General features: G+C 41.4%; 26 protein-coding genes and 2 pseudogenes. 18 read left to right on the plus strand and 10 right to left on the minus strand.

All coding sequences use genetic code 11. The features are described 5' to 3' along the window. The first annotated feature begins 20 nt into the window (after positions 1-20). From DQQ01_RS06415 to DQQ01_RS06425, 3 genes are all read left to right on the plus strand, one after another. On the plus strand, positions 21-911 hold the full coding sequence (locus tag DQQ01_RS06415; protein ID WP_111919368.1) for a mechanosensitive ion channel family protein: 891 nt from the start codon (positions 21-23) through the stop codon (positions 909-911). Positions 912-1004: 93 nt separating this feature from the next. Further along, positions 1005-1544 carry a flavodoxin family protein BilS gene (gene bilS / locus DQQ01_RS06420; RefSeq protein ID WP_242980634.1) on the plus strand — a complete coding sequence of 180 codons (540 nt, stop codon included), beginning with the start codon at positions 1005-1007 and terminating at the stop codon, positions 1542-1544. Then, complete coding sequence (locus DQQ01_RS06425; protein WP_111920854.1) at positions 1537-1953, plus strand: zinc ribbon domain-containing protein; 417 nt, start codon at positions 1537-1539, stop codon at positions 1951-1953. The genes bilS and DQQ01_RS06425 overlap by 8 nt, the downstream gene beginning before the upstream one ends. A 122-nt stretch (positions 1954-2075) precedes the next feature. Here DQQ01_RS06425 and DQQ01_RS06430 read toward each other — a convergent pair whose 3' ends face one another. From DQQ01_RS06430 to DQQ01_RS06450, 5 genes are all read right to left on the minus strand, one after another. Continuing rightward, positions 2076-3419: a sensor histidine kinase gene (locus tag DQQ01_RS06430; RefSeq protein WP_111919370.1), complete on the minus strand. Its 1344-nt coding sequence runs from the start codon at positions 3417-3419 to the stop codon at positions 2076-2078. Then, entirely contained in the window at positions 3395-4069 is a 675-nt protein-coding gene (locus DQQ01_RS06435; RefSeq protein ID WP_111919372.1) for a response regulator transcription factor, read from the minus strand. Before DQQ01_RS06435 ends, DQQ01_RS06430 begins: the two co-directional genes overlap by 25 nt. Positions 4070-4153: 84 nt before the next feature. Then, positions 4154-4891, minus strand: a complete 738-nt coding sequence (locus DQQ01_RS06440) for an ABC transporter permease (RefSeq protein WP_111919374.1) — start codon at positions 4889-4891, stop codon at positions 4154-4156. A gap of 9 nt (positions 4892-4900) precedes the next feature. Beyond that, positions 4901-5641, minus strand: coding sequence for an ABC transporter permease (locus DQQ01_RS06445; RefSeq protein ID WP_242980635.1), 741 nt, complete (start codon positions 5639-5641; stop codon positions 4901-4903). Continuing rightward, positions 5634-6383 (minus strand): ABC transporter ATP-binding protein, encoded by a 750-nt coding sequence (locus DQQ01_RS06450; protein WP_111919378.1) that lies wholly within the window; start codon positions 6381-6383, stop codon positions 5634-5636. Before DQQ01_RS06450 ends, DQQ01_RS06445 begins: the two co-directional genes overlap by 8 nt. 155 nt (positions 6384-6538) lie before the next feature. Here DQQ01_RS06450 and DQQ01_RS06455 point away from each other — a divergent pair. From DQQ01_RS06455 to DQQ01_RS06480, 6 genes and pseudogenes are all read left to right on the plus strand, one after another. Beyond that, positions 6539-8492 (plus strand): annotated as a pseudogene (locus DQQ01_RS06455) (fructose-1,6-bisphosphatase). Further along, positions 8489-9313 (plus strand): alpha/beta hydrolase, encoded by an 825-nt coding sequence (locus DQQ01_RS18105; RefSeq protein ID WP_111919380.1) that lies wholly within the window; start codon positions 8489-8491, stop codon positions 9311-9313. Before DQQ01_RS06455 ends, DQQ01_RS18105 begins: the two are co-directional and overlap by 4 nt. Before the next feature lie 162 nt (positions 9314-9475). Continuing rightward, the gene (gene rpsB / locus DQQ01_RS06465; protein WP_111919382.1) at positions 9476-10216 is read left to right on the plus strand and encodes a 30S ribosomal protein S2; all 741 of its coding nucleotides are present in this window, start codon (positions 9476-9478) and stop codon (positions 10214-10216) included. Positions 10217-10245: 29 nt separating this feature from the next. Next, the gene (gene tsf / locus DQQ01_RS06470; protein WP_111919384.1) at positions 10246-11184 is read left to right on the plus strand and encodes a translation elongation factor Ts; all 939 of its coding nucleotides are present in this window, start codon (positions 10246-10248) and stop codon (positions 11182-11184) included. A 274-nt stretch (positions 11185-11458) separates the two neighbouring features. Continuing rightward, a complete protein-coding gene (locus tag DQQ01_RS06475; protein ID WP_242980642.1) occupies positions 11459-11866 on the plus strand; it encodes a hypothetical protein in 408 nt (135 codons plus the stop codon). Next, the gene (locus DQQ01_RS06480; RefSeq protein WP_242980646.1) at positions 11866-12708 is read left to right on the plus strand and encodes a YodL domain-containing protein; all 843 of its coding nucleotides are present in this window, start codon (positions 11866-11868) and stop codon (positions 12706-12708) included. The genes DQQ01_RS06475 and DQQ01_RS06480 overlap by 1 nt, the downstream gene beginning before the upstream one ends. 69 nt (positions 12709-12777) lie before the next feature. On the opposite strand, the gene DQQ01_RS17390 is transcribed toward DQQ01_RS06480, so the two are convergent. The 5 genes from DQQ01_RS17390 to DQQ01_RS06500 form a co-directional block, all read right to left on the minus strand. Continuing rightward, on the minus strand, positions 12778-12948 hold the full coding sequence (locus DQQ01_RS17390; protein ID WP_330407691.1) for a hypothetical protein: 171 nt from the start codon (positions 12946-12948) through the stop codon (positions 12778-12780). A gap of 49 nt (positions 12949-12997) precedes the next feature. Continuing rightward, on the minus strand, positions 12998-13723 hold the full coding sequence (locus tag DQQ01_RS06485; protein ID WP_330407692.1) for a hypothetical protein: 726 nt from the start codon (positions 13721-13723) through the stop codon (positions 12998-13000). Between the two features lie 90 nt (positions 13724-13813). Continuing rightward, complete coding sequence (locus tag DQQ01_RS06490; RefSeq protein WP_111919386.1) at positions 13814-15445, minus strand: relaxase/mobilization nuclease domain-containing protein; 1632 nt, start codon at positions 15443-15445, stop codon at positions 13814-13816. Beyond that, positions 15432-15854, minus strand: coding sequence for a plasmid mobilization protein (locus DQQ01_RS06495; RefSeq protein WP_111919388.1), 423 nt, complete (start codon positions 15852-15854; stop codon positions 15432-15434). Before DQQ01_RS06495 ends, DQQ01_RS06490 begins: the two co-directional genes overlap by 14 nt. Before the next feature lie 204 nt (positions 15855-16058). Next, positions 16059-17807 carry an IS1634 family transposase gene (locus DQQ01_RS06500; RefSeq protein WP_111919389.1) on the minus strand — a complete coding sequence of 583 codons (1749 nt, stop codon included), beginning with the start codon at positions 17805-17807 and terminating at the stop codon, positions 16059-16061. Between the two features lie 584 nt (positions 17808-18391). Between DQQ01_RS06500 and DQQ01_RS06505 the strand changes: the two genes are divergently transcribed. The 9 genes and pseudogenes from DQQ01_RS06505 to obgE all read left to right on the plus strand — a co-directional run bounded on the left by DQQ01_RS06505 (position 18392) and on the right by obgE (position 25983). Then, the gene (locus DQQ01_RS06505) at positions 18392-20251 is read left to right on the plus strand and encodes a TIGR03960 family B12-binding radical SAM protein (RefSeq protein ID WP_111919390.1); all 1860 of its coding nucleotides are present in this window, start codon (positions 18392-18394) and stop codon (positions 20249-20251) included. Beyond that, complete coding sequence (locus tag DQQ01_RS06510) at positions 20241-20948, plus strand: TIGR03936 family radical SAM-associated protein (RefSeq protein WP_111919391.1); 708 nt, start codon at positions 20241-20243, stop codon at positions 20946-20948. The genes DQQ01_RS06505 and DQQ01_RS06510 overlap by 11 nt, the downstream gene beginning before the upstream one ends. Further along, positions 20941-22149, plus strand: coding sequence for a ribonuclease E/G (locus DQQ01_RS06515; protein ID WP_242980647.1), 1209 nt, complete (start codon positions 20941-20943; stop codon positions 22147-22149). Before DQQ01_RS06510 ends, DQQ01_RS06515 begins: the two co-directional genes overlap by 8 nt. Next, positions 22146-22640 (plus strand): annotated as a pseudogene (locus tag DQQ01_RS06520) (NUDIX hydrolase); the annotation flags it as partial. The gene DQQ01_RS06515 and the pseudogene DQQ01_RS06520, both read left to right, overlap by 4 nt. Continuing rightward, complete coding sequence (locus tag DQQ01_RS06525) at positions 22621-23574, plus strand: CPBP family intramembrane glutamic endopeptidase (RefSeq protein ID WP_111919394.1); 954 nt, start codon at positions 22621-22623, stop codon at positions 23572-23574. The pseudogene DQQ01_RS06520 and the gene DQQ01_RS06525, both read left to right, overlap by 20 nt. Positions 23575-23682: 108 nt before the next feature. Further along, positions 23683-23988 carry a 50S ribosomal protein L21 gene (rplU, locus tag DQQ01_RS06530; RefSeq protein ID WP_072449352.1) on the plus strand — a complete coding sequence of 102 codons (306 nt, stop codon included), beginning with the start codon at positions 23683-23685 and terminating at the stop codon, positions 23986-23988. Positions 23989-23994: 6 nt separating this feature from the next. Next, the gene (locus DQQ01_RS06535) at positions 23995-24321 is read left to right on the plus strand and encodes a ribosomal-processing cysteine protease Prp (protein WP_111919395.1); all 327 of its coding nucleotides are present in this window, start codon (positions 23995-23997) and stop codon (positions 24319-24321) included. A gap of 4 nt (positions 24322-24325) precedes the next feature. Next, positions 24326-24616, plus strand: a complete 291-nt coding sequence (gene rpmA, locus DQQ01_RS06540) for a 50S ribosomal protein L27 (protein ID WP_072449350.1) — start codon at positions 24326-24328, stop codon at positions 24614-24616. 74 nt (positions 24617-24690) lie between these two features. Next, complete coding sequence (obgE, locus tag DQQ01_RS06545; protein ID WP_111919396.1) at positions 24691-25983, plus strand: GTPase ObgE; 1293 nt, start codon at positions 24691-24693, stop codon at positions 25981-25983. Positions 25984-25995: the final 12 nt, after the last annotated feature.

Raw genomic sequence — 25995 nt, forward strand, 5'->3', positions numbered from 1 at the left:
ATACAAAAAAGGTGGAATGTATGAAAATATTTTTAGCAGATGCATTGACAGAGCCTCTGGAAATTCAAAGTCTGGAAGCTTTTTTTAAGCAATATCTGACCTGGGATTACTGGGAGAAAAAGCTGCCCCTGATTGGAAACTTTGCAGGGCGGGTACTTTTGGCAATTCTGGTCTATATTATTGCAAGTAAGCTGATTCATAAAATATGCAGGCTGATTGTAGCGTCTATGAACCGTGCCAATGCGGACACCGGCGTCATACAGTTTGTGTCTTCCTTTGTAAAGGCGGCGTTGTATTTTCTTTTAATTGTCAGTATCGCCACCAGCTTTGGGGTGAAAGAATCGTCCATTGCCGCACTTTTGGCTTCCAGTGGTGTTGCCATTGGTCTTGCATTGCAGGGCGGTCTTTCCAACCTGGCAGGCGGCGTGATTATTTTGATTCTGCGTCCCTTTACCATTGGAGATTATATTATTGAAAATTCAGGAAATCAGGAAGGTACGGTTGTAAAAATTGACTTGTTTTACACAACGCTGTCCACAGTGGATAACCGGAGAATTACAGTCCCGAACGGAACGCTTACCAATTCCAGTATTGTAAATGTAACAGCAAAGGACAACAGAAAACTGGAAATTAAAGTAGGAATTTCCTATCAGGCAGATTTGAAGAGGGCAAAGCAGATTTTACAGGATTTGCTCCATGAGGATAAAAGCATTATGTCTGATGAGGAGATGCAGGTATTTGTAGATGAGCTGGCAGCAGACAGCGTGATTCTGGGGTTGCGCGCCTGGGTGAAGACCGAGGAATACTGGGCAACAAAGTGGCGTCTGAACGAAGAAATCAAGCTGGCATTTGATGAGGCGGGCGTGGAAATTCCCTTTCCACAGCTGGACGTGCATATTAAAGAGCAATGATTTTATAGAGTCTTTAGAAAATTTAAGAATCAAGAAATATTTTTTCCATTGGTTTAGTGCTACAATAACACTATAACAGAAATGGAAGGACTGATGGAGATGAAAACCCAGGTGTTGTACAAAAGCAGAACCGGAAATACGGAAAAGCTGGCAAAAGCGATTTTTGAAGCCATTCCCGGACAGTGTAAGGATATTACCCCTTTAGACGGGCAAACGGACTATGATATGGGAGATGTTTATTTTATTGGCTTCTGGACAGACAGGGGCAGCGCCAGTGTGGAGGTTCTAGATTATCTGGGAAGTCTGCAGGGAAAGAAAATTGCTCTTTTTGGAACCTGCGGTATGGGAAATAACCCTGAATATTACAGGAAAATTGAAGAAAATATCAAAGTTTTTATTGAAGATGATAATGAATACCTGGGTGCTTATCTGTGCCAGGGAAAGATGCCCATATCTGTAAGAGATAAATACAGTCGTATGAAAAATGCAGAGAATGAAAAAATGGTAAATGCCATGATACGAAATTTTGATATGGCAATGCTGCACCCGGACAATGAGGATTTGCAGGGAGCCAAAAGCTTTGTGAAAGAAATTTATGAAAGACTGGAGAGGGAAGCGCAAGATGATGAATAAATTAAGAGAAAAGCTGGCAAAATTTATGTATGGCAGATATGGAAGCGATAAGCTGAATATGTTTTTGCTGGTGATATTGCTGGTATGTGCGGGAATCAATCTTTTTTTGCGAAACGGCTATTTCAGCATGCTGTTAAGTTCCTGGGAGTTACTTCTGATTATTCTGATTTATTACCGTATGTTTTCCAGAAATATTCAGAAGCGTTATGCAGAGAATCAGAAATACCTGAATCTGGAAAATAAAGTAAAACGTTTTTTCGGGAAAAGGAAATACATACAGGAGCAGAGAAAAGATTTTCATATTTATACCTGTCCTCAGTGCAAACAGAAGATTCGAATTCCAAAAGGAAAGGGGAAAATCAGTGTCCGCTGTCCGAAGTGTGGTGCTGAGTTTGTGAAAAACAGTTAAAAAACAAAGGATAAAACAGTCGTGAAAAGAAAAGGGCTGTCGCTTAAACCGAAAAATCAGCCGTTGTACAAGCTTTTTGTACAGCAGGCTTATCGGTGCTGCGGCATGCCCTTTTTTGATTTTTAAATCTGATGTTGGCAAAAGGAGAAGGTTACAATGCCTCCCAGGTTTCCGTTTCTAAGGAGAACGGTTCCGCCGTGATTTTTTGCTGCCTGCGCAGCAAACCAGAGTCCAAGACCATGATGAGAAGCGCTGCTTCTGGAGGAATCCCCCTGCCAGAGCCGTTCCGTCCCGTGAAGAAGCGCTTCCTGACTGAAGCCCTTTCCCTGGTCATAAATACACAACTCCCAGCCTTCGCCTGTCATGCAGCCTGTCAGGGATACGGTTTTTCCTCTGGGCGTGTGTTCCACAGCATTTAAAACTGTGTTTAGAAAGGCTCTGAGCAAACGCTCTTTTTGGATTACCGCCTGTCCCTTCAGATTGCTTTCTGTTTTTAGATAGACACCTTTGGATTCTGCCAGTGTGCGGGCATTTTGGCAAAGCTCCTCAAAAAGGGCGGAAAGCTCTACAGGAGAAAAGGATTCCTCCGCGCCTTTGGAAAGTTCTAAAAGACTGGTTACATATTGCACAGCGCGGGTATTGGCAGAAAGAATGGTTTCTGCCATGTTGCGTTCTGTCTGAGAAAGATTTTCTTCTAATAACAGCTCAGCATTGCCTCCGATAAGGGTAAGAGGGGTTTTTAAATCATGGGCAAGGGCAGCCATTTCTGTTTCCCGTTCCTGTTGAGCGCTCCACTGGGAGGACAAAGAGGTGTATAAGGCATCTCTCATGTGTTCCATGGCAAGAAGCGCCTGGTCATATTCCCGGATTCCTGCATGAGGAATGGGAAAGTCCAGTTCTCTGACACTGATTTTACGGCTGACTTGGGCAAAGAGCCTAAGACGGTCGGTCAGATAGCGTTTCAGATGCAGCGTATGGAGAAAAAGACATAAAATCCAGGAAATGCAAAGCGCTGTCCACCAAAGGGCTTCAAAGGAAAAAGGAAGATGGCGCAGAGCAGGATTTATAAATTCTCTTCGGTAATACCAGTGGAGAATTAGAGTATCGCTGTCAGGATAAACGTAGGAAAGAAAATCTACGTCCTCAGAGCCCTGAGAGAAAACGGTTTTTAACTGTTTTTGTTCTTTCAAAGAGGCATTGGTTTCCAGTATCTGTCCCTCGGAATCAAAAAGTGCATAAAAAGGGAGGAAATCCTCTCCCGGCGTAAGAAACTCTTGGGGCTTTTCTGCCAGAAAGGCTTCAGCCTGCTGATTAGACACAGAGCCATGGTAAATCAGACCGGCCCGCTCCAGTCCGGTTTGCAAGGCAAGAAAAGCCACCAGGCACAGAAGCATACTGCCCAGCAGGACAAAGGCAAAGCGCAGCAGGACAAAGGACAGGCTTATATCAGATTTTCTTTTTGCCATTTATAACCCACCCCCCAGACGGTTTCAATGGGATTTAAGTCCCTGATTTTTAACTTTGCGCGTATATTTTTTATGTGTTCGGCAATGGCAGAGGCATTTCCTTCTGCATCAAAGCCGAAAACAGCTTCGTAAAGCAGTTCTTTGGTAAATACCTGTCCTGCATGAAGCGCCAGGTATTCACAGATGGCATATTCTCCTTTGGTAAAGGACAGGGGCTGGTCTTTTACAGAAGCTGTTTTTGCCTGTAAGTCAAAGCAGACGCCGCCTCGATGTAAAGTGTGTATCGGCTGCCGCATTTCCCGCCGCAGATGGGCGTTCACCCTTGCTCGAAGCTCTGCAAGGCTGAAAGGCTTTTTGATATAGTCATCTGCGCCCAGGCCAAACCCCTGTACCAGAGCAGTTTCCTCTGTCTTTGCCGTTAAAAATAAAATGGGGCAGTCCACTTCCCGGCGAATCCGTCTGCACAGAGAAAAACCGTCTTCCCCGGGCATCATTACGTCCAGCAGAAGCAAATCATACTGGCGGCAGCAGGCAGGAGAAAGCTGTGTGCTGTTTTCTTCCCGGTCCACCTGGTGTCCGTCCCTTGTTAGGGCTGTATAGACCAGATTTCGCATATCTGCATCATCGTCCACCACTAAAATTTTTGCCATTTTAAAGTTCCTCCTGTTTCCTGACAGCATAAAAAACTGCCTGCATATTTTTTAGATAGCTCTCTTTTCATCATAGCATATTTTTCAAATCCCTGCTCTCTTTTTTGAATCCATGATTTTTAAAACAAAAATGGTTACACAGGCACAGAGAACCAAGATAAAACAGCTTTGCAGCCGGTTTTGCGGGGTGGTTTCATAGTATCCGGCAATGCCCAGAACTGCAGTTATGGGATAAAAAGAGCGAAGGGTATCCGAGATGCTCATAAATAGGCCGGCGAAGGAGTACAGTTCTGTAAGCGCCAGAGCCAGCCAATAGTTCTTTTTGCAGCAGGACACCAGAACAATCATAGGAGATACAGCCAGAAACACGCCGATTCCTTCTAAAAGATAGGTCTTGAGAAATTCTGCCGCCAGTCCTGCCGACAGCTCGGAAGCAGAAAAAAGCTCTAAAAACAGGTTTTGAAGAAATAAAAGGAGGTAAAGCAGCAGACTCAGTATAAAAGTCAGGAGCATTTTGGCGGAAATCAGTTTTATTTTACGCACAGGAATCAGCAGCAGAGCGTTTAAAGTACCCTCTTCCTCTTCCCGGCAAATCAGATAGCTTCCGAAGAGAGCAATCATGGCGGGGAGAACAAAAAGTGTTGCCCAGGGCTGGGCTATATTAAGATACCAGCAGGAAAGGGGCTGGGAGGAAAGGCTGCTACGGGCAGGGTTTCCTCCCAGGAACACAATGGCTGTGACACCGGTGGTACAAAGCAGAGCAAGGAGGAGAAAGCGGCAGCGGCGAAGCTTCCTGCATTCTGCCCAAAGTAATGTTTTCATAGAATCACCTTATCCTTTCTTAAGAGAGCGTGCTGCCACAAGGAGAGCCAGAGTATCCCAGAGGCAAATACACAAAACAGCCGGGAAAACAGAAAATTCCTGCACCGGAAATCCCGGAATCTCTCCATTTCCGGCAAGGAGAACTGAAGCTGCAGACAAAGGGTGCAGATACGGATTTACCGGTGTAAGAAAAAATCCGAGAAAGAGATAGAGCAGATTCAGGGACACAGGAAACAGATAGCCTTTTTGCAGTCCGGAAACAGCCAGAATGGGAAGTATGGCAAAAGCAGCAAGGACAGCAAGTTCCATGGATTTCTCCAAGAGAAAGAAAAAACTGTTCCACTGAAAAGAAATACAGCCAGAGCTGATGCCAAATCCAAAGGTGGCTATGGCTGTAAGCAGCATGAAGCACAGGGAATAGAGCAAAACTATGAAAAATTTTCCCAGAAAATAGCTTTTTTTGCTGATTGGTACAAGCCAGAGCTGCAGAAGGATACGGGACTGTCTTTCATCGTGTACCAGTATGGTGCAGAGGAGTCCGAGGATAAAGGGCAGAAGAAGAAACAGGGTAAATCCAAAGGCTGCCCATCGGTAAAACAGCGGGGGAGAAACAGGAAGGTTTCCCAAAGCACGAAAATAGACAGCAGCAAAAAAGGGCATGACAAAGGCTGCCAAAAGCATAAGCCAGATAACAGGCTTTCTGCGCAGTTTTTGAAATTCTGTTTGAAGAAGCAAAAGAAAGTTAAACAATTTCAGATCCTCCGGTAAGTGTTTTAAAATATTGTTCCAAAGCATTTTCCTTAAGCCACAGGTCCTTGTGCTTTTCCTTTAAAGCTGCCATAGAGCATTCTTCTACAAGGTTTCCCTGATGAAGAATCCCGATATGGTCTGCCAGCAGAGAAACTTCAGACAGAATGTGGCTGGACACCAGTATAGTGGTGCGGCAGTCTGTGCTTAAGGTTTTTAAAAAGGTTCGCAGCTTTGAAATCCCCACAGGGTCAAGCCCATTGGTAGGCTCGTCCAGAATCAGCAGGGCGGGATTGTGCAAAAGTGCGTTGGCAATTCCAAGGCGCTGTTTCATGCCCAGAGAATAGTTGGCAAAAATTTTTTTGCTTTCATAGGGCAGTTCTGCTTTTTCCAGAGCCTTTTTTACTGCAGTTTTGTCAGTAAGCCCCCGGAGTTTGGCGAAAATCTCCAGATTTTCCTTTCCGGTGAGATTGGGATAAAAGCCCGGATTCTCAATCATGGCGCCGATATGGGGATAAAGCAGTTTTTCATTTCCTTTTATAGATTTTCCAAATACACGGACCTCTCCTTTTGTGGCGGGAAGCAGCCCCAAAAGCAATTTCATAAGGGTAGTTTTTCCTGCTCCGTTTCTTCCGATTAGTCCATAAATCTGTCTTTCTTTTAAATGGAGATTTACGTTGTTTACGGCAAGCTGATTTGAATAGGCTTTGGTAAGCCGATTGGTTTCTATGACAAAATCATACATGAGAAACGCCTCTCTTTCTTTTTGATAAACTTACCGTAGCAGAGATTTTTAAGGAAATTATAAGGAAAAGGAAAAGAATTCGGTTTTCGTTCCATAGAAACTATGTTAGAATAAAATTATAAAAATAAGCGGAAGGTATCAAAGAGGAAAGCCAAATGGAAAATATGAAACTGAAATACCTGGAAAAAATGGCAGAACTTTATCCCACTATAGCTAAAGCGTCTACCGAGATTATCAATCTTCAGGCAATTTTGAATCTGCCAAAAGGTACAGAGCATTTTCTCACAGACATACACGGGGAATATGAAGCATTTTCTCATGTGTTAAAGAATGGCTCCGGTTCTGTGAGGAGAAAAATCGACACCGTATTTGGGCATACCATGAGCAAAAAGGAAAAGAGAAGCCTTGCTACGCTGATTTATTATCCAAGGGAAAAGATGAATCTGATGAAAATGCAGGAAAGTGACCAGAGGGAATGGTATAAAATTACCTTGTACCGCCTGATTGAGGTGTGTAAAAAAACAGCGTCCAAATATACCAGATCTAAGGTGCACAAAGCTCTGCCGGAGGATTTTGCCTATGTGATAGAAGAGCTGATTACAGAGCGTCCTGATATTGTGGACAAGGAGTCCTACTATGAGCAGATTATTCAAACCATCATTGAAATTGGGAGAGCAGAGGAGTTTATTGTGGCATTGGCGGAGCTGATTCAAAGACTGGTGGTAGATCATCTGCACATTCTGGGAGATATTTATGACCGGGGACCGGGGCCGCACCAGATTATGGACCGTCTGGAACACTATCATTCTCTGGATATCCAGTGGGGAAATCACGATATTCTCTGGCTGGGGGCAGCGGCAGGACAGGCGTGTTGTGTGGCAACGGTAGTTCGGATTTGTGCCCGTTATGCCAATCTGGATATTTTGGAAGACGGATATGGTATTAATCTTTTGCCCCTGGCAACCTTTGCCCTTACTTATTACAAAGATGACCCCTGCTCCTGTTTTAAAATTAAGGGACATAATACGTTGAATCCGGTAGAGCAGGATTTAAACATGAAAATGCATAAAGCGATTTCCATGATTCAGTTCAAACTGGAGGGGCAGCTTCTTATGAAGCGAAGGGAATTTGGCATGGCAGACAGGGCGCTTCTGGACGATATTGATTATACGGAAGGAACGATTACGCTAAACCGTAAAACCTATCCGCTTCTGGATTGTTCTTTTCCTACTATTGATCCGGAAAATCCCTATGAACTTTCCAGAGAAGAAAAGGAAGTGATAGACCGGCTTGTTTTTGCTTTTGTAAACTGTGAAAAGCTGCAAAGGCATATGAAGCTTTTGCTGAAAAAGGGCAGTATGTATAAAATATACAATCAAAATCTTTTATACCATGGCTGTATCCCTTTAAATGAGGACGGTACTTTTAAAGAAGTACAGGTATATGACAAGGTATATAAGGGGAAAGCCTTGTATGATGTGCTGGAAACCTATGTGAGAAAGGCTTTTGTGGCAATGGACGGACAGGAGAGAGAAAGGGGAAAAGATATTTTGTGGTTTATCTGGAGCAGTCCCTCCTCGCCGTTGTTCGGTAAAAACAAAATGGCAACCTTTGAGCGGTATTTTCTGGCAGAGAAGGAAACCCATGAAGAAACAAAGAACGCCTATTATAGGTTTTTGGAAAATCAGGAGATTGTAGAGAAAATCTTACAGGAATTTCATGTAACCGGTGAAGAAGCGCATATTGTAAACGGTCATGTTCCTGTACATCATGGAGAAGGGGAAAGCCCCATAAAATGCAGGGGAAAGCTGTTGATTATTGACGGCGGATTTTCCAGGGCATATCAAAAGGAAACGGGAATTGCCGGGTATACACTGATTTATAATTCCTGGGGCATGATTCTGGCGGCTCACGAGCCATTTACTTCTGCCACAGACGCCATTACAAAGGAAAGTGATATTCTTTCAGACAGTATTCTGGTAAAACGGGTGGTGAAGCGAAAAACCGTGGGAGAAACCGATATTGGCATGAAATTAAAAAGAAAGGATAGCAGAACTGGAGGAGCTTTTAGAGGCATACAGGGCAGGTTTGCTGATAGAAAAACTATGAAACACGAAGAAATAAAAATACAGGTACAGGGTTCTGTGCCGGGTACACATCTGACTACCTATATTTTAGGAAATTATCTTGATCAGGCAGAGAATGACAGGCGGCCTTTGGTGCTCATCTGCCCCGGTGGGGCTTATGCCATGACTTCCAACCGGGAGGCGGAACCTGTGGCGCTGCAGTTTAATGCCATGGGGTATCACGCAGCGATTTTGCGGTATTCCTGTGCTCCGGCCGTGTACCCCGCCGCTCTTCTGGAGGTGGCAGAAAGTGTAAAACTTATCCGGGAGCATGGGGAAGAATGGGGCGTAGATGTGGATAAAATTCTCATTATGGGATTTTCCGCAGGAGGACATCTGGCAGCCAGCTATGGTGTATTTTGGAATAGGAATTTTGTAAAAGAGGCAGTGGGGTGTTCCACGGAGCTTCTTCGTCCAAATGGGTTGATTCTCTGCTATCCTGTTATCAGTACAGATGAAAAAATTTCCCACATTCCCAGTATCCAAAACCTTTTGGGCGTTTCCTATGATGAAAAAAGAGAACAGGTATCTCTGGAAAACCAGGTGGGAGAACAGGTACCGCGAACCTTTATGTGGCATACCGTGGAGGACGAAACCGTGCCCTTCTGGAATTCTTTTCGCTTTGCACAGGCGCTTGGGAAAGCAGGAATTTCGCTGGAATATCATCTTTATCCCAAAGGAATCCACGGCTTATCTCTGGCAACGGAAAGCATAAAAAGAAAAGATGGAAGCGGCACAGAAAAAAGCTGCAAAAGCTGGTTTTCTCTTTTACGGGACTGGATTCTGGAAAATTATGGCTTATAAGAAAAAAAATCCTTGCAATATGCAGAATAGATATGCTATAATACAGGCATTGCCGAGCGCAATGAAGAAAATAACCACGCCTGTGAATACCAATGGACGGTGCTTAAAAAGTCCCGGAGGTGAAGAAGCAGGTGGAAGTGTAAACCAAAAGGAGAGAAAAAAATGAGCGTTATTTCAATGAAACAGTTACTGGAAGCAGGTGTTCATTTCGGACATCAGACAAGAAGATGGAACCCTAAAATGGCTCCGTACATCTACACAGAAAGAAATGGTATCTACATCATCGATTTACAGAAATCTGTAGGTATGGTTGACGATGCTTACAAAGCAATCGCTGACATCGCTGCTGATGGCGGTACAATTCTGTTCGTAGGTACAAAGAAACAGGCTCAGGACGCTATCCAGACAGAAGCTGAAAGATGCGGTATGTTCTATGTAAATGAAAGATGGTTAGGCGGTATGCTGACAAACTTCAAGACAATCCAGAGCAGAATCGCAAGATTAAAAGAAATCGAAGCTATGGAAGCTGATGGAACATTTGATGTTCTTCCTAAGAAAGAAGTTATCAACCTGAAGAAAGAACTGGCTAAATTACAGAAAAACCTTGGCGGAATCAAAGAAATGAAAAAACTTCCGGACGCTATCTTTATTGTAGATCCGAAAAAAGAAAGAATTTGCGTACAGGAAGCTCATACATTAGGTATTCCACTTATCGGTATTGCTGATACAAACTGTGATCCGGAAGAATTAGATTATGTAATTCCAGGAAACGACGATGCAATCAGAGCCGTAAAATTAATTGTTTCTAAAATGGCAGATGCTGTTATCGAAGCAAATCAGGGCGAAGCTGCTGACGCTGAAGAAATCTTCACAGAAGAAGCAGAAGAGGCTGTAGAAGAATAATTTTTTCTATTATACAGGAGGAAATGAAAATGGCTATTACAGCAGGAATGGTAAAAGAATTAAGAGAAATGACAGGCGCTGGTATGATGGACTGTAAGAAAGCTCTTACAGCTACAGAAGGCGATATGGATAAAGCAGTTGAATTCTTAAGAGAAAAAGGTCTCGCAACTGCTCAGAAAAAAGCTGGACGTATTGCAGCAGAAGGTCTTTGCCAGACTTTAGTATCTGCAGATGAAAAATACGCAGTTGTTGTTGAAGTAAATGCAGAAACAGACTTTGTTGCAAAGAACGATACTTTCCAGGGTTATGTTGCTCAGGTTGCTGAAGCTGCTATGGAAACAGAAGCTGCTACAACAGAAGAATTCCTGGCTTCTACATGGAAATTCGACACAACAAAAACAGTAAACGAAGCACTGGCTGCTCAGATTGCTGTTATCGGCGAGAACATGAACATCAGAAGATTCGCTAAAGTGGCAGAAGAAAACGGATTCGTTGCTTCTTACACACATATGGGCGGAAAAATAGGTGTTCTGGTAGACGTTGAAACAGATGTTGTAAACGATGCTGTAAAAGAAATGGCTAGAAACGTAGCTATGCAGATTGCGGCTTTAAAACCACAGTACACAAACAGCTCTGAAGTAAGTGCAGAATATATTGCACATGAAAAAGAAATTCTGCTTGCTCAGATTATGAACGACCCGAAAGAATCTCAGAAACCGGAAAAGGTTATTCAGGGTATGATTAACGGACGTATCAATAAAGAATTAAAAGAAATCTGTCTGTTGGATCAGGTTTATGTAAAAGCAGAAGACGGAAAACAGAACGTAGCGAAGTATGTAGAAGAAGTTGCAAAAGCAACCGGCGCTAACATTACAATCAAAGGTTTTGTTCGTTTCGAAACAGGCGAAGGTATCGAAAAGAAAGAAGAAGACTTCGCTGCTGAAGTTGCAAAACAGATGGGCAATTAAGCAAAGTTTTCAATCTGAAATTTAATTAGAGTTTTATAGGCTCTGAGAGCCTTGTAAACACACTATTTCCAAGTGTTTATAAGGTTTTCAGGGCTTTTTTTATTGCCAAAGAGAAAAAGGGCAATATATCATTAAAGACCGTCTAAAACCGTCTAAAATCACATCAAATTGAGTATTGCACAACATGCAAATCGAGTAAAATATATATCCACAATCTTCAGCGAAGTTTACACAAATTACTGGAATATTTAAAAGCACCCTAAAAGTTAAAGCTATGGGGGAATATTATGAAAATCTGACATTGGAAGAAGCCGTAGAAAAATACAAAACGATTCCGGCAGACCGCATTCATGGGATAAAAGGAATTGGATTTTGCCTGAAAGACGGCAGCATTTATGATGGAGAATACGAATTGATGTCTGGAGGGAAAATTTCCAAAGACTTGATTGACTTAGTCCCCCATTATAAAGAAAGCCCGTTGGTAAAAAAAGCAATGCAAGATTTAGAAAGAATCTTGGCAGAAAAACAACGGGAAAATACAGCGGAGCAGACAAAAACAGAGGGAACAATGGGAAGAAAAGTTTCTGTGCTAAAAGCCTTAAAGGAGCGTAAGGAACTGTTAAAGAAACAGGAGAAAAAAGAAGAAACGTCCCATACTCGTAAGAAAGAAGCAGAATTGTAATGAAAAAATGGAAATACAGAGAAACGGTTATGGCAGGTAATCAATTTGCAGTGTATCAGCTTAGAGAAATCCCCGAAAACAGAAAAAAGCGTTTTCGCTCTTATGCAGAATTACAAAAAGAACATATCCAGATACGCTATACAGATTATAAACAAGTATATAGAAGCTGGATGCGGTACGATGAAATACCGGATAATATCCGAAACCGTTTGGAAAAGCAGTTACCGAAAAAATTTTCCGGACATGCCCTAAGTATTGGGGATGTGCTGATTTTAGATAAGAATGGGGAAGCGGCAGCCTATTATTTGGAAAAAGAGGGCTTTACTGTTTTAGATGATTTTATTTGGAATGGTTCTTCCAATACGTTGATTTCTCTTGCCACTACTAATTTTCAGCTTGAAGGGAAAGAAGGAAGATGGCTTGCTTTCGATAATCTGGTGGTGGAAGGAAAAGAATTTTTTCTAATGGAGCATACGACATACGGAAAAAATGCTGCTTGGGTAGTGGTAGATGGAACTGGAAAGTTAATCGTGGATCAGGTTACGGCGGGATTTGACGAAACCGTCAAAGAACAGATTGTTTCCTATCTGCACCCGCAAGAAACACAGGAAAAAAGAGGGAAACCTGTGTTGGAAAGCTGGCAGAAATCCTATGAAAATGGAGAATATTTAAGAAGTGCAGAGATTACAGAAGAACAAAATTATAATATGATTGATGGAAGAATGAATAATCTGCCAACAAAGCCCCGTAAGATCGGAACACGAACTTCTGTTAGACCGTCTGCATTTAAAACAGGCAGCTTTAAATGCGAAGAACTTGCCACAATCGGTTATGGAGAATGAGAGAGAGCGGAAAAGGAAATAAAAAGAAGGGAAACTTGAATTTGTGTATTCAGGCTCCCCTTGTTCTTTTTATAGTTCTTTTAATATGGAGGCATATTTTGGGCGCTCTGCTTCTGGAATTTTCAGAGCTGCCATAGCCTCTTCGGTAGTCAAGTTTAGTGTTTCCATTAGATTGCGGATACTGTCTAAAGTATTTCGTTCAGTAGTGCTTTCAACAATTCCCTGACTTAAGTTACACATCAGCGACACCTCCCTTTTCAAATTCTGCGTCATTGCAATATCAAAATCATCATGGAGAATTCTTTCTTTTTTCCTTCGGCGTTGTTTCTGAAGAAAGCAGAACATTTAATAATTTTAAAACTCCGTGATAATTCTCACTGTCCGGTTTGCCGAGGCAAATTATAACAGCAGACATCAAATCATAATTTTCCACTTTTTCGGTAACATGCCCCACAAGCGATTTTTCTGCAATGTAATATTGGGTAATAGTATTTTCTCTGGATTTTGGTGGGTTCATACAAATCCAGATGGAGTAGACTTTGCGAATTTTATCGTACTGTGCAGATGAAAATACAGTACCATATTGAGCAGAAATCATACGACTGCAATAGTATATGCTGCGTTTAAGCAACGGATAACCGGGATAAAAATTGTTTTGTGCTTCTACATTGATAATTAAACGGATGAACTCACCAGACTTTGGTGCAGTTGCTGTGAAACGAATATCGTAGGTAATCGTTCCCTCCGTAATGGTTTTATCTTCTGTGCGTTCTCCCTTGATTAAAGAGGGATTGGTCTGATCAGGCAGAACCGGAACTTCTGCGACTTGCGGTTCACCTTCAATATATTTTTCAATGATTTCTGAAATGCTGCATTCCCGATATTCTTCTAAACAATTCTTCATAATCCAAGCAAGAATGATTTTTTCAGAAAGTAGCCGTTTACAAGCAGAGTCATAATCCGAATTGCTTCCTGCAGTACGAATTGTTTGCGATAGCGTTGTTTCCAGTTCCACTAAATCACCACCTTTTCTATCTTGCCTTTAGTATAAAACAGATAACAAAAGAATACAACAAAAATAGAAAGAAATTTTGGAGCAGAAGGGTTAGCGTGGTGGTATATCCTTTTCAGAATTCTTTTCAAAATCAGACTTTCCATGAAGAATCATCTCGACATTTTTACATACAGTCTGCAATTCTTTTTCGTATTGTTTTCTTTTTTGATATTCCTGACGCTGCATATTTTTTATGGAAAGCAGTTTTTCTTTTTCAGATTTTAATGATTTCATAGAAAGCAATGTTTCATTTTCTGAGTGTTGCTTTAAGAAATTCCGGGCAGTTTCATAAAGCGTAATTTCTGACAGATGTTCTTGTCGGAATTGTTTCTTATTTTTTGCGTGTAAAAATTCCCTATAAACAGATTTATTTGCAAGATATTGTCCGGTGTAATGAATTTGTTCATTGATCCTTTTCAATTCCTGCTGTGTGGAACGGAGGTTCTTTCGGCAGTTGGCAGTTTCCGACTGTGATGTGGTCAGTGCAGTCATCAAATCTTTTTCCGTAGAATAGCCACGTTCCTGTACATAAGCAATGGTTTTTGCCATTTGCTGTAAATTGGAAAGCTTTACTTTTCTGGCATAAACCGGATTATTCTGCGCTTTGACACGTTGCTGCAGATCTATGACAAGCCGCAGGTCTGATTTTATAAAACAGAAGTCTGGAGTTTCTTTTTCTTCCGTAACAGTAGAAGCAGAATGAGTAGTGAAAAGTTCTGAGCCAGTGTGAGATTGCATTTGGGGTTCTTTCCTCTTTTCCCAAATGGAAAGCAGATAATCTTCTGTGTAATGGGAACCTAGTGTTCTTCCAGTAATGAACTTGCTTCGTTCCGGGTGCAGATAGCTGAAACGTCCTCTGCTTACTTTTAAAGTAATCTGATAGTTTTTCAAAAGCGTCGCTTGAAATTCTTCGATATTGCAGGAAGAAGCAGCGGCGTATTCAATAGCGGTTCTCAGATATTCCTTTTGCGTTTGAAAAACAGTTTTGCGTGGGGCAATTCCTTTGGATAACATTTCTTTATTCAGAGCATCCAGTTTTTTCTGTCCGGTGTGCTTTGCACGATACTCTCTGTCTGTGATTTTTTTCTCTGCCGGAGAAAGTAAATCCACCTGATGTAAATGTTCTCTATGGCAAATATCCATAAGTGAGCGTTTTAAATAAATAAGATAAGTCGGTGTTAGATGATGCTTGTATCCGGCACGGGCATCGCAGGGACGTTCCATAAATGTCTGGCGCTCTACATCATATTTTCTTAGGCTGTTGATTACAATATGTACATGAATGTTTCCACTTTCATTATTTCCGTCTGTATGGGTACATACAAGAGCCTGATGTCCCGGAAAATTTTTTTGAGCATACTCTAATCCGAGTCGTTGTGCCTTTTCTCCGGTTAATCCATGATCTTCGGTATCTTTCGGATCAAAGCTTAGAATATAGTGATGAGATTTGATTTCATCAAAATTTTGGTTTTTATGATATTGTGCGTTTAACTCTTTACATTCCAAATCAAAAGAGAAGGGATCGCAGTTGATACCGTCAATGTAATATTCCTTTCTTGGAATGAGTTCTCCATTTTCATCAAGAATTGGCTTTTTCGTATGTTCATCATGTTGAAACAGAAGATAACGTTGTGCTTCTCCGTAGTCCGTATTTTTAATTGCAATATGCTTAAGAATTGCCATATTCATTACCTCTTGAATGAGTGGGAGCGGATGTATTTTGGGCAGAAAAGTTTCCGGCAAGTTTTAAGACTTCGTATTTCATTTCATAGATTTTAGAAAGACTCTGCTGGAGTGATTTTTGTACTTCCTGTGAATGAATACCGCCGCTATTGAAGTACCGGGCAATCTGATTTAGATTGCTTCCTATTTTTCCAAACTCGGCAATCAATTTTTTTAATTCCGGCAGATCAGCCACCAGTTCATATTTTAGAATTGTTCTTTTGTTCATAATTTGTCTACGGGCAAATTCCGCCAAAGGCAGATTTGCGGCTTTTGCCTGAGAAGATATAATTTCGTGTTCTGTATCAGTAAGACGCAGCATAATTTGATGTGTATGCCGTAATGATTTTTCTTTTTTTGGTCTTGCCATAGTATAAAATCTCCTTTTATAAAAATTCTATTTATATATAAGCCGATAGAGGGAACTGTATTGGAAAATACAAAATCACTGTGAAAATAGTTTGAAAACATGATAAACTCCCATCTTTGACAGTTATAAGGTGACAAAATGGCTACAAACCCAGTAAATATGGGCACTGTAGCCGTTTTCCTTTTTGCAGCGATATGTACTATATTATTTCAGTTTTGATTTTATTTGCTTTGTATCTTTGATAAGAGTTCGCATATCTGTTTTGGTAATGAATTCATAATCCGTTCTAAAATCAAATGTTTTATGTAATGTATCGGTTAATTCGGTTCTTGTATAAGAGGGGATATATCCACTCGCTGTGTTCAGCAGTGTCATTTGCATTGAGCGTAATGTTTCCAATATCTGATCTGCTGTATAAATATTTCCAAGTTCCTTTTCCAGTAAACGATAGAGCAGAAGGCTGATATAGCAGGTCATGAAATGGGCTTTTATCCGGTCTTCTCTTCTGACATATATAGGTCTTGCTTCGAATTCTGTTTTCATGATCCGAAAGTTTTCTTCGATTTCCCAACGTTGTCTGTTGATCCTTATGATCTCTGAAATATCTCCTTCCAGGTTTGTGATAACTGCATAAAAACCATCATACAATTCTTCTTTTTGGATTTGTTCTTCATCAAGATCATAAACTTGTTTTTCGGCAATCTCACCATCAGTAGTAACGGAAGTCTTTTTTACGAAGCGCATAGGATCGTTTTGATTTTTCCCTTTTCTTTTGCGTCCAGGTGCTGTGATTATCCTTTCAGCCCGTTCAATCTGCCGGGCACGGATTTTTCTCTGGTAGGCTTTGTACTTAGGGGAATAGGTGACAACTAAAGTCTCATCCATGTCACCTGTAACAACAGGCACTTCCTTGTAGTAGATTGTGTTATAGATCTCTTCATCCGATTCGTCCAGTGTACGGATATCTATAAATTGATCGGATCCAATTCTGCGGAACTGAGTCGGGTTCAGAGCAATCTCACGATCTTCCTTTTTCATTTTTTTCAGAGAATGCGTGATGATATAAGCCCCATTTCCTAAAGAATTGAATCTTCGGTTACTTGAACTGCCAAGTCCGGAATCAGAACAGTATATGAATTCACTGCAGTTAAAATCCTGAAGAATTTTGGATTCTAACGGCTTCAGAGTTGTCTGTTCATTCTGGTTTCCAGGGAAAATATCAAAGGCAAGGGGAAGACCGTCTGCGTCCATAAATAATCCCATAGTTACGATTGGATTAGGACGGTTTTCTTTGCTTTTTCCGTAACGCCGGAAATCATCTTCCTCTTCAATTTCAAAGTAATAATTCGTACAGTCATAATAAAGGATTCTATTATTTCGTGGATGAATGAAGTTTGAGTTTTTATATAGCTCACTTTGTATGAAATCAGACTCCCCTGCAATCACAGAAAGAGAGCGATAAACGTCCTGGAGACTGTATTTAGGCGGTTCCAACAAAGACTGGCAGTACTCGTAGCTGGCCAGTTTGCTGGCAGGGGAAAGAATCCTCGCATAGACAAGATCTGTGAGTATTGCATTGAGATCATATTTAAATTTATGCCTGCTTTTAATTGTCCGGCAGACTTTATCTAAACGGAGCTGCGTGCATAGTTTCTGAAGGAACAGATAACCTACATTGAAAGAACGGCGTTCATTCATAGGGATAGCTGCAGCTTTGGAAAACTCTACAGAAACTTTTCCGGTATGCTGCTTATAAAGTTCGGTTTCCTTAGCAGCCTGTTCTTTTGCCCATGTCATCAGTTTGTCTTCATTTCCATCGAACTGTTCCAAAAGAGCATTGTACTTCCCAAGTTTTTTGTAAATACATGAAGAGGCTTTTCCGTTTTCTTTGCGGAAGGAACGATAAATATATACATCTTTATTATTTTTGCTGCCTGTGATTGCTATGTACATGATAAAAAAATCCTTTTTTCTTCTAGTATACCACACTATTACAAACAAGTACATATCAAAACATAAAATTTGACATAAAAAATGCAGGTTTTATAAGGCATGCAAGGTGATTTTTGATTATTCAACTGTCAAACTCCCGGGCATTATTCAGCCGATTTTACCCAAGAAATATATGTTAATACGGAAAGAGTTGTATACAATGCCGACTGCGAAATAATCGCCTTTGCTCTAGAAGTTTTGCCTAAGAATAACGCCGCACAATTGATTCCGCTTGACGAAAGATATTTGCTTGAAGTTCTTCCCTAAAATGTATATAATAGTGTAGATTGGATGAGTCAATCACATAGCAGATGCTTCTGTAATGTTGTATCATGTTGTATAATTATACATGGTGTTTTCCAGTGATAAATAGTAAGGGAAATATGAGAAAAATGACCAAACCGGATTTTTGAGCGAAAAACACGTAAAATCAGTAAAATTTACATACGAAAAACAACATAAAAAATATCGATTTTTCACCTTGGAAAGTCAAAAACAGGTTCGAAAGAATTTGTGAAATATATACAAAAACAGAAAGGAAATATATGAGAAAACTTGCATTAAATGATGAAATATTACTAAAAATCGAGAAACCCGCCCGGTATATCGGGAATGAAGTCAATAGTGTCATGAAAGACCCGGAAAAAGTGGATATTAGGTTCGCCATGTGCTTTCCCGATGTGTATGAAATCGGTATGTCCCATCTGGGAATCCAGATTCTTTATGATATGTTTAACCGCAGAAAGGATACCTGGTGTGAAAGAGTATACTCTCCCTGGCCAGATTTGGACAAGGTGATGAGGGAGAAAAACCTGCCCCTGTTTGCACTGGAATCTCAGGATCCTATCCGGGATTTTGATTTTCTGGGCATTACCATTCAGTATGAAATGTGCTACACCAATATTCTGCAGGTGTTAGATTTAAGCGGAATCCCTTTAAGGGCAGCAGATCGTGGCGAGAGCTTTCCGTTGGTTATGGGCGGCGGTCCATGTACTTATAATCCAGAGCCTCTGGCACCGTTTTTTGACCTGTTTTACATCGGAGAGGGAGAAACAGTCTTTTATGAGCTTCTGGACGCTTATAAAGAATACAAAAAAGCCGGAAAGAGTAAAAAAGAATTTTTGGAAAGAGCAGCAGAGATTCCGGGAATTTATGTGCCGTGTTTTTATGATACTGCATATAAAGAAGATGGCACCATTGCCTCTTTTAGACCCAATAATCCTCATGCAAAAGAAAAAATTGAAAAGCAGGTTGTCATGGACGTGACAAACACCTATTATCCGGACAAACCGGTGGTGCCTTTTATTAAGGCGACCCAGGACAGAGTAACCCTGGAAGTACAAAGGGGCTGTATTCGCGGCTGTCGTTTTTGTCAGGCAGGTATGCTGTATCGTCCAACCAGAGAAAGAGATGTGGAATTTCTGAAGAATACGGCAAAATCCATGCTGGACAGTACAGGATATGAGGAAATTTCTCTCAGTTCTTTAAGCACCAGTGACTATTCTAAATTAAAGGAACTACTGGAATACCTTATAGAGGACTGTTCGGAAAGAAAAGTAAATATTTCTCTTCCGTCCCTGCGTATTGATTCCTTCTCTCTGGACGTTATGAGTAAGGTACAGGATATTAAGAAGAGCAGTTTGACCTTTGCTCCGGAGGCAGGTACTCAGAGAATGCGCGATGTTATTAACAAAGGGCTGACAGAGGAAGTGATTTTAGAGGGAGCAGGAAAGGCCTTTGAAGGAGGCTGGAGCAGAGTCAAGCTGTATTTTATGCTGGGGCTGCCTACAGAAACGGAAGAAGATATGAAGGGAATAGCCCATTTGGCAGAGGCTATTGCTAAGAGATATTATGAAATTCCAAAGGATCAAAGACATGGAAAATGTCAGATTGTAGTCAGCACTTCTTTCTTTGTGCCAAAGCCATTTACTCCTTTCCAGTGGGCAGGAATGTTCAGAAAAGAGGATTATCTGGAAAAGGCAAAAATTGTAAAAGAAGAGATTAAGGCACAGTTAAACCAGAAGAGTATTAAGTATAATTATCACGAAGCAGATGTAACAGTTCTGGAAGGAATTTTAGCACGAGGCGACAGACGGGTAGCTGAGGCTTTGGAAACTGTTTACAAAAAAGGTGCCATTTTTGATGCATGGTCAGAATATTTCCGCTATGATTTGTGGCTGGAAGCTTTTGAAGAAGCGGGACTGGATCCGGAATTTTATACATTGAGAGAACGTCCGCTGGACGAAATTTTTCCATGGGATTTTATTTCCATTGGCGTGAGCAGAAAATTCCTGGAAAAAGAATGGGAACGTGCGCACAAGGGAGAGATTACGCCAAACTGCAGAATGAAATGCTCCGGCTGTGGAGCAGCAGCTTACAAAGGAGGTGTCTGCATTGAAGGTTAGAGTAAAATTTGCAAAACAGGGCGCCATGAAATTTATCGGACATCTGGATATTATGCGGTATTTTCAAAAGGCTGTCCGCAGAGCCGGTATTGACGTAGCATATTCAGAGGGATTCAGTCCTCATATGATTATGTCCTTTGCAGCGCCTTTAGGCGTAGGTGTTACCAGCACAGCAGAATATTTTGATATGGAAATTCAGACTCCCATGTCTTCAAAAGAAGCAGTGAAGCGTCTGAATGATACCATGGCAGAGGGCATGGAAGTGCTGAGCTTTCGAAAAATACCGGATGGAAAGGCAAACGCAGCCATGGCTCTGGTAGCAGCAGCGGATTATCAGGTGACTTTCCGGGAAAATATGGAGCCAGTGGGGAATTGGAAAGAACTTGTACGGACATTTATGGAACAGCCGGAAATCCGTATTGTAAAAAAGACAAAAAAGAATGAAAAAGAAGTAGATATTAAGCCGTATATTTATGATATGCATGTCAGTGAAGAGGGGATTTTTCTTCAGCTTGCAGCCGGAAGTGTGAAAAATACCAAGCCGGAACTGGTATTAGAGGCGTTCTATGGGTTCTGCAAAAAGCCTTTTGACAGTTTTGCTCTTAAAATCCACCGTCTGGAGGTTTATGCAGATAAAGGGGAGGAAAATACGCGCCATCTGATTTCTCTGGAAAACCTGGGAGAAGAGCTTGAGTAGGCTGATATTGACGTCCATGGAATATAAGGGAGTGTCTATGCTGACTGCTGCGCTGGAAGAAAATGGACGTATTTGCCAGATAAATCCTATGGGAATGTCTGGAAAGTGTATTCTGGGAAATATCTATATTGGAAAAGTGAAAAATATTGTCAAAAATATCCACGCTGCCTTTGTAGAAATTGCAGACGGTCAGATGTGTTATTATTCCATGGACGAAAAAGAACTGCCTGTTTTTGCCAGTCCCGGAAAACATGAGAAAGTAAAACCGGGAGATGAGCTGGTAGTACAGGTTGCCAGAGAAGGAATGAAGACAAAACTCCCTTATGTTACGGGAAATCTGAATTTTACCGGACATTACCTGGTTTTAACTTCTCACAGAAGGGAACTTGGCTTTTCCGGTAAGCTGACAAAAGCAGAGAAGCAGCAGTTTCGTCAGCTTCTGGAAGAATATATGCCTTTGAATGCGGGGATTATTGTACGGACAAACTGCAGAGGAGCAAAAGCGGAAGAGATTTTAAAAGAACTGGAGGAATTGAAGGAGCGCTATGAAATGGTTCTGCAAAAGGGAAGTTCCCGGGTTTGCTTTTCTCTTTTAGAAGAGAGCATACCGGAATATATGCAGATTCTTCAAAATGTTTATACTCAGAATTTGGAAGAAATTGTTACAGATGACAGAAATCTGTATGAACGGATTTCTCAGTACGCCAGAACAGCTTTCCCTGAGAATACAGCCATTCGTCTGTATGAAGATAAGCTGCTCCCGTTGTATAAGCTGTACAGTCTGGAAAGTGTCCTTGAGCATGCTCTGCATGAGCGGGTCTGGCTGAAATCAGGAGGTTTTCTGGTGATTCAGCAGACAGAGGCTTTTGTGTGCATTGATGTCAATACGGGAAAATATACCTCCAATAAAGAAATGGAGGAAACTTTCCGGAAGATGAACCAGGAGGCAGCAGCAGAAATTGCAGTGCAGCTAAGACTTCGGAATCTCTCCGGTATCATACTGATTGATTTTATCAATATGAAAGACCAGAATCATAAAAAGGAACTTCTGGAAAATCTGCAGGCTTATTTAAACCGGGATCCGGTAAAAGGAACCGTGGTGGATATGACTTCTTTAAATATTGTAGAAGTAACCAGAAAAAAGGTACGCAGGCCCTTGCAGGAGGAAATGCGGGAACTGATAAAGGAGGCGTTCCTTTGAGAGAAAAATCACAGCTTACAACTCTGTGTTATATTGAAACCTCGGAAAAATACCTGATGCTGCACAGAGTTTCAAAGAAAAATGATGTAAACAAGGATAAGTGGATTGGTGTAGGAGGACATTTTGAAGAAAATGAAAGTCCGGAGGACTGTCTTTTGAGAGAAGTGTGGGAGGAAACGGGGCTGAAGCTTATCTCCTACCGCTTCCGAGGGCTTGTAACCTTTCATTTTGAAAAGGCAGACAAAAGTTTTTCGGAAACAGAGTATATGTGCCTGTACACAGCCGATGGCTATGAAGGAGAGCTGACGGAGTGTAATGAGGGTGTGCTGGAATGGGTGGATAAAAAAGAACTGTCCAACCTGAAGCTTTGGGAAGGGGATAAAATCTTCTTTCGCCTTTTAGAGGAGAATCGCCCCTTCTTTTCCTTAAAGCTTTCTTATGTAGAGGACGAACTGAAAGAGGCGGTTTTAGATGGAAGAGCATTGGATTTATGAAGACGGTGAAAAAAGGCGCTTAAAGCCTTTTCATGGAATTTTACTGTTTCTGGCAGTAATGGTATCTTTCTATACCATTATTGCCTGGGCGCAGATGAAATGGGGCATGTACGGACTGGCGCTGACGGAGTTATACCTTCTGGCGCTGAGTGTTCTGGCGGCAAAGTTTACCGGTTCTTCTTTGCGTGAGATTTTTCCTGTGAAACGTCCGCAATGGAAGAAAATTTTTGCCGTATTTCTGATGTGGGGTTCTTCTTATGCTTTGCTGATTCCCATTACGATGATGATGGCATGGCTTTTTCCAAAGCAGATGTTTTCTGTCAGCGGGGATTTAAACAGCTTTATTACCAGTGTGCCGCCTCTTGTGTCTGTATTCATCAGTTGTGTAATGCCGGCAGTTTGTGAGGAGGCAATGCACAGAGGATTTATTTTGAAGAGTTTCCAGACCAAGTGGAAAAATCCCTGGATTTTATGTGGAGCAATGGGAATTCTTTTTGGTTTGTTTCACGGCAGTATCTGGAGATTTTTGCCAACAGCGCTGTTGGGCGGTGTGTTGACTTATCTTATGGTAAAAACTGAAAATATGATTTATCCGGCGCTGTTTCATTTTATTAATAATTTTATGCCTGGTTTGTTGGCAGGTTCTTCCGGAACTTCTGCCCAGACAGAACAAGTAACGGCAGTCCTGATGCAAAATGGTTTTCCTTTGGTATTTCTGGGAATTTATATTGCCATGGCGTGTGTGGTTCCCTTTGGATTTTATACGGGCGCTTATCTCTTGAGAAAAGGAGAGGAAGGGAAGATACAGAAGTATCTGACTTCGGATAAAGCGCTGGTGTTTTTGGTGGTCTTGACAGTGCTTCCCATTCTTCTCGGTATGTTTGTGTTTTTTTACGGAATCTTTTTTGAGAATTTTTCAATTTTATCTTGACGAATAGAAGGATTGCTGTTAATATATTAGCGTATGCCGCACAAAGAGGTAGAAGTACCGTGGAAACGGTCACCATATTTGGCGAGTAATGATAATAGGAGGTGCCATATGTACGCAATTATTGCAACAGGTGGTAAACAGTACAAAGTAGCCGAAGGCGATGTTATCAGAGTAGAAAAGCTTGGAGCAGAAGCTGGTGAAACTGTTACATTTGACCAGGTACTTGCTGTAAGCAACGATGGTTTAAAAGTTGGCGAAGACGTAGCGAACGCAAGTGTAACTGCATCTGTAGTTGAAAACGGTAAAGCAAAAAAAGTTATCGTTTACAAATATAAGAGAAAAACCGGATACCACAAGAAAAACGGTCACAGACAGCAGTTTACAAAAGTTAAAATTGAAAAAATCAATGCTTAATTTCATATGATTAAGGTGACGATTTATCAGAATTCAAAGCAGGAAATTTCGGGTTTTACCCTACAGGGACATGCAGGTTATGCCGAGAACGGCAGTGATGTTGTATGTGCGGCTGTATCGGTACTGGCACAGAATACAGTAAATTCCATTGAACGCTTTACAGAGGACAGTTTTACTGTGGACGTAGACGAAGAGGTGGGAGAACTGAAGCTGAAGTTGGAGCCGGGGTATTCCAAAGAAACGGCTTTGCTGTTGGATTCGCTTATCCTTGGTTTACAGGGGATAGAAGAAGAATACATGGAATATATCGATGTAATATTCGAGGAGGTGTAAAGACATGTTAAAAATGAACCTTCAGTTATTTGCTCATAAAAAAGGTGTTGGTTCTACAAAGAACGGTCGTGACTCTGAGTCTAAAAGACTTGGTGCTAAAAGAGCTGACGGACAGTTTGTAAAAGCTGGAAATATCCTTTACAGACAGCGTGGAACAAAAATTCACCCAGGTGTTAATGTAGGCAGAGGCGGAGATGACACTTTATTCGCATTAGTGGACGGTGTTGTTCGTTTCGAAAGAAAAGGCAGGGACAAAAAACAGGTTTCTGTAGTTCCAGTGGCTACTGAAGAGTAATTCACGATAACAAGGCGGCTTCAAATCTTTCAGGGGTTTGAAGCCACTTTTTTTCAATAAAGAAAGAGGTTAATATGTTCGCAGACAGAGCAAAAATATATATCCGTTCAGGAAAAGGCGGTGACGGACATGTCAGCTTCAGAAGAGAACTCTACGTTCCCAACGGCGGCCCTGACGGGGGTGACGGAGGAAAAGGCGGAGATGTGATCTTTGAAGTGGATAAAGGTCTGAATGCATTGACCGATTACCGTCATAAAAGTAAATATGCCGCAGGAAACGGAGAAGAGGGCGGTAAGAAACGCTGCCATGGCGCCAATGGAAAAGATATTGTCTTAAAAGTGCCGGAGGGAACCGTTATTAAGGAAGCGGTAAGTGGAAAGGTGATTGCAGATATGTCCGGCGGCAATACAAGACAGATTGTCTTAAAAGGCGGCAGAGGCGGAAAAGGAAATCAGCATTATGCAACAGCGACCATGCAGGTACCTAAATACGCACAGCCAGGGCAGCCGGCTCAGGAATTAGAGGTACAGTTAGAATTAAAGGTGATTGCAGATGTGGGACTTATCGGTTTTCCAAATGTCGGAAAATCAACTCTTCTTTCCAGAGTCAGCAATGCCAGACCTCAGATTGCCAATTACCATTTTACAACTTTAAATCCTCATTTGGGTGTGGTAGATTTAGATGAATGCAATGGATTTGTCATTGCAGATATTCCGGGACTGATCGAAGGGGCATCAGAAGGTGTGGGACTTGGACATCAGTTTTTACGTCATATTGAGAGAACCCGCGTTCTGATTCATCTGGTGGACGCTGCTTCTACAGAGGGGCGAGATCCTATTGAGGATATTTATAAAATCAATAAGGAACTGGAAGCTTATGATCCGGAGCTTATGAAACGACCTCAGGTGATTGCTGCCAATAAAATTGATGCAGTATATGAAGGGGACGAGGATCCGGTGCAGAAAATCCGGGAAGAGTTTGAACCTCAGGGCATGAAGGTCTTTGCTATTTCAGCGGTAAGCGGAAAAGGTTTAAAAGAACTTTTATACTATGTAAAGCAGCTTTTGGACACCATAGATAAAGAGCCTGTGATTTTTGAACAGGAATTTTTCCCGGAAGATGCGTTGATTACAGAAAACTTGCCATACACAGTTGCACAGGACGAAGAAGACGAGCATATCTTTATGATCGAAGGACCGAAAATCGAGAAAATGCTGGGTTATACCAATCTGGATTCCGAAAAGGGTTTCTTGTTCTTCCAGAAATTCTTAAAAGAGAGCGGTATTTTGGAGGATTTAGAAAAAGCAGGTATTCAGGAAGGGGATACGGTTCGCATGTATGGCTTTGATTTTGATTATTATAAGTAAAAAAACAGGAGA

Source organism: Blautia argi (genome assembly GCF_003287895.1).
Taxonomy (GTDB): domain Bacteria; phylum Bacillota; class Clostridia; order Lachnospirales; family Lachnospiraceae; genus Blautia; species Blautia argi.

Coding starts and splice junctions, on each gene's coding strand:
- DQQ01_RS06440 (WP_111919374.1), bottom strand. CDS start 4,891: ATGAAAACATTACTTTGGGCAGAATGCAGGAAGCTTCGCCGCTGCCGC.
- DQQ01_RS06480 (WP_242980646.1), top strand. CDS start 11,866: ATGAAAAAATGGAAATACAGAGAAACGGTTATGGCAGGTAATCAATTT.
- DQQ01_RS06500 (WP_111919389.1), bottom strand. CDS start 17,807: ATGTACATAGCAATCACAGGCAGCAAAAATAATAAAGATGTATATATT.
- DQQ01_RS06430 (WP_111919370.1), bottom strand. CDS start 3,419: ATGGCAAAAAGAAAATCTGATATAAGCCTGTCCTTTGTCCTGCTGCGC.
- DQQ01_RS06505 (WP_111919390.1), top strand. CDS start 18,392: ATGAGAAAACTTGCATTAAATGATGAAATATTACTAAAAATCGAGAAA.
- DQQ01_RS06425 (WP_111920854.1), top strand. CDS start 1,537: ATGAATAAATTAAGAGAAAAGCTGGCAAAATTTATGTATGGCAGATAT.
- rpsB (WP_111919382.1), top strand. CDS start 9,476: ATGAGCGTTATTTCAATGAAACAGTTACTGGAAGCAGGTGTTCATTTC.
- rpmA (WP_072449350.1), top strand. CDS start 24,326: ATGTTAAAAATGAACCTTCAGTTATTTGCTCATAAAAAAGGTGTTGGT.
- DQQ01_RS06415 (WP_111919368.1), top strand. CDS start 21: ATGAAAATATTTTTAGCAGATGCATTGACAGAGCCTCTGGAAATTCAA.
- DQQ01_RS18105 (WP_111919380.1), top strand. CDS start 8,489: ATGAAACACGAAGAAATAAAAATACAGGTACAGGGTTCTGTGCCGGGT.
- bilS (WP_242980634.1), top strand. CDS start 1,005: ATGGAGATGAAAACCCAGGTGTTGTACAAAAGCAGAACCGGAAATACG.
- DQQ01_RS06490 (WP_111919386.1), bottom strand. CDS start 15,445: ATGGCAATTCTTAAGCATATTGCAATTAAAAATACGGACTACGGAGAA.
- obgE (WP_111919396.1), top strand. CDS start 24,691: ATGTTCGCAGACAGAGCAAAAATATATATCCGTTCAGGAAAAGGCGGT.
- DQQ01_RS06450 (WP_111919378.1), bottom strand. CDS start 6,383: ATGTATGATTTTGTCATAGAAACCAATCGGCTTACCAAAGCCTATTCA.
- DQQ01_RS06525 (WP_111919394.1), top strand. CDS start 22,621: ATGGAAGAGCATTGGATTTATGAAGACGGTGAAAAAAGGCGCTTAAAG.
- DQQ01_RS06495 (WP_111919388.1), bottom strand. CDS start 15,854: ATGGCAAGACCAAAAAAAGAAAAATCATTACGGCATACACATCAAATT.
- DQQ01_RS06535 (WP_111919395.1), top strand. CDS start 23,995: ATGATTAAGGTGACGATTTATCAGAATTCAAAGCAGGAAATTTCGGGT.
- tsf (WP_111919384.1), top strand. CDS start 10,246: ATGGCTATTACAGCAGGAATGGTAAAAGAATTAAGAGAAATGACAGGC.
- DQQ01_RS06475 (WP_242980642.1), top strand. CDS start 11,459: ATGGGGGAATATTATGAAAATCTGACATTGGAAGAAGCCGTAGAAAAA.
- DQQ01_RS06435 (WP_111919372.1), bottom strand. CDS start 4,069: ATGGCAAAAATTTTAGTGGTGGACGATGATGCAGATATGCGAAATCTG.
- DQQ01_RS17390 (WP_330407691.1), bottom strand. CDS start 12,948: ATGTGTAACTTAAGTCAGGGAATTGTTGAAAGCACTACTGAACGAAAT.
- rplU (WP_072449352.1), top strand. CDS start 23,683: ATGTACGCAATTATTGCAACAGGTGGTAAACAGTACAAAGTAGCCGAA.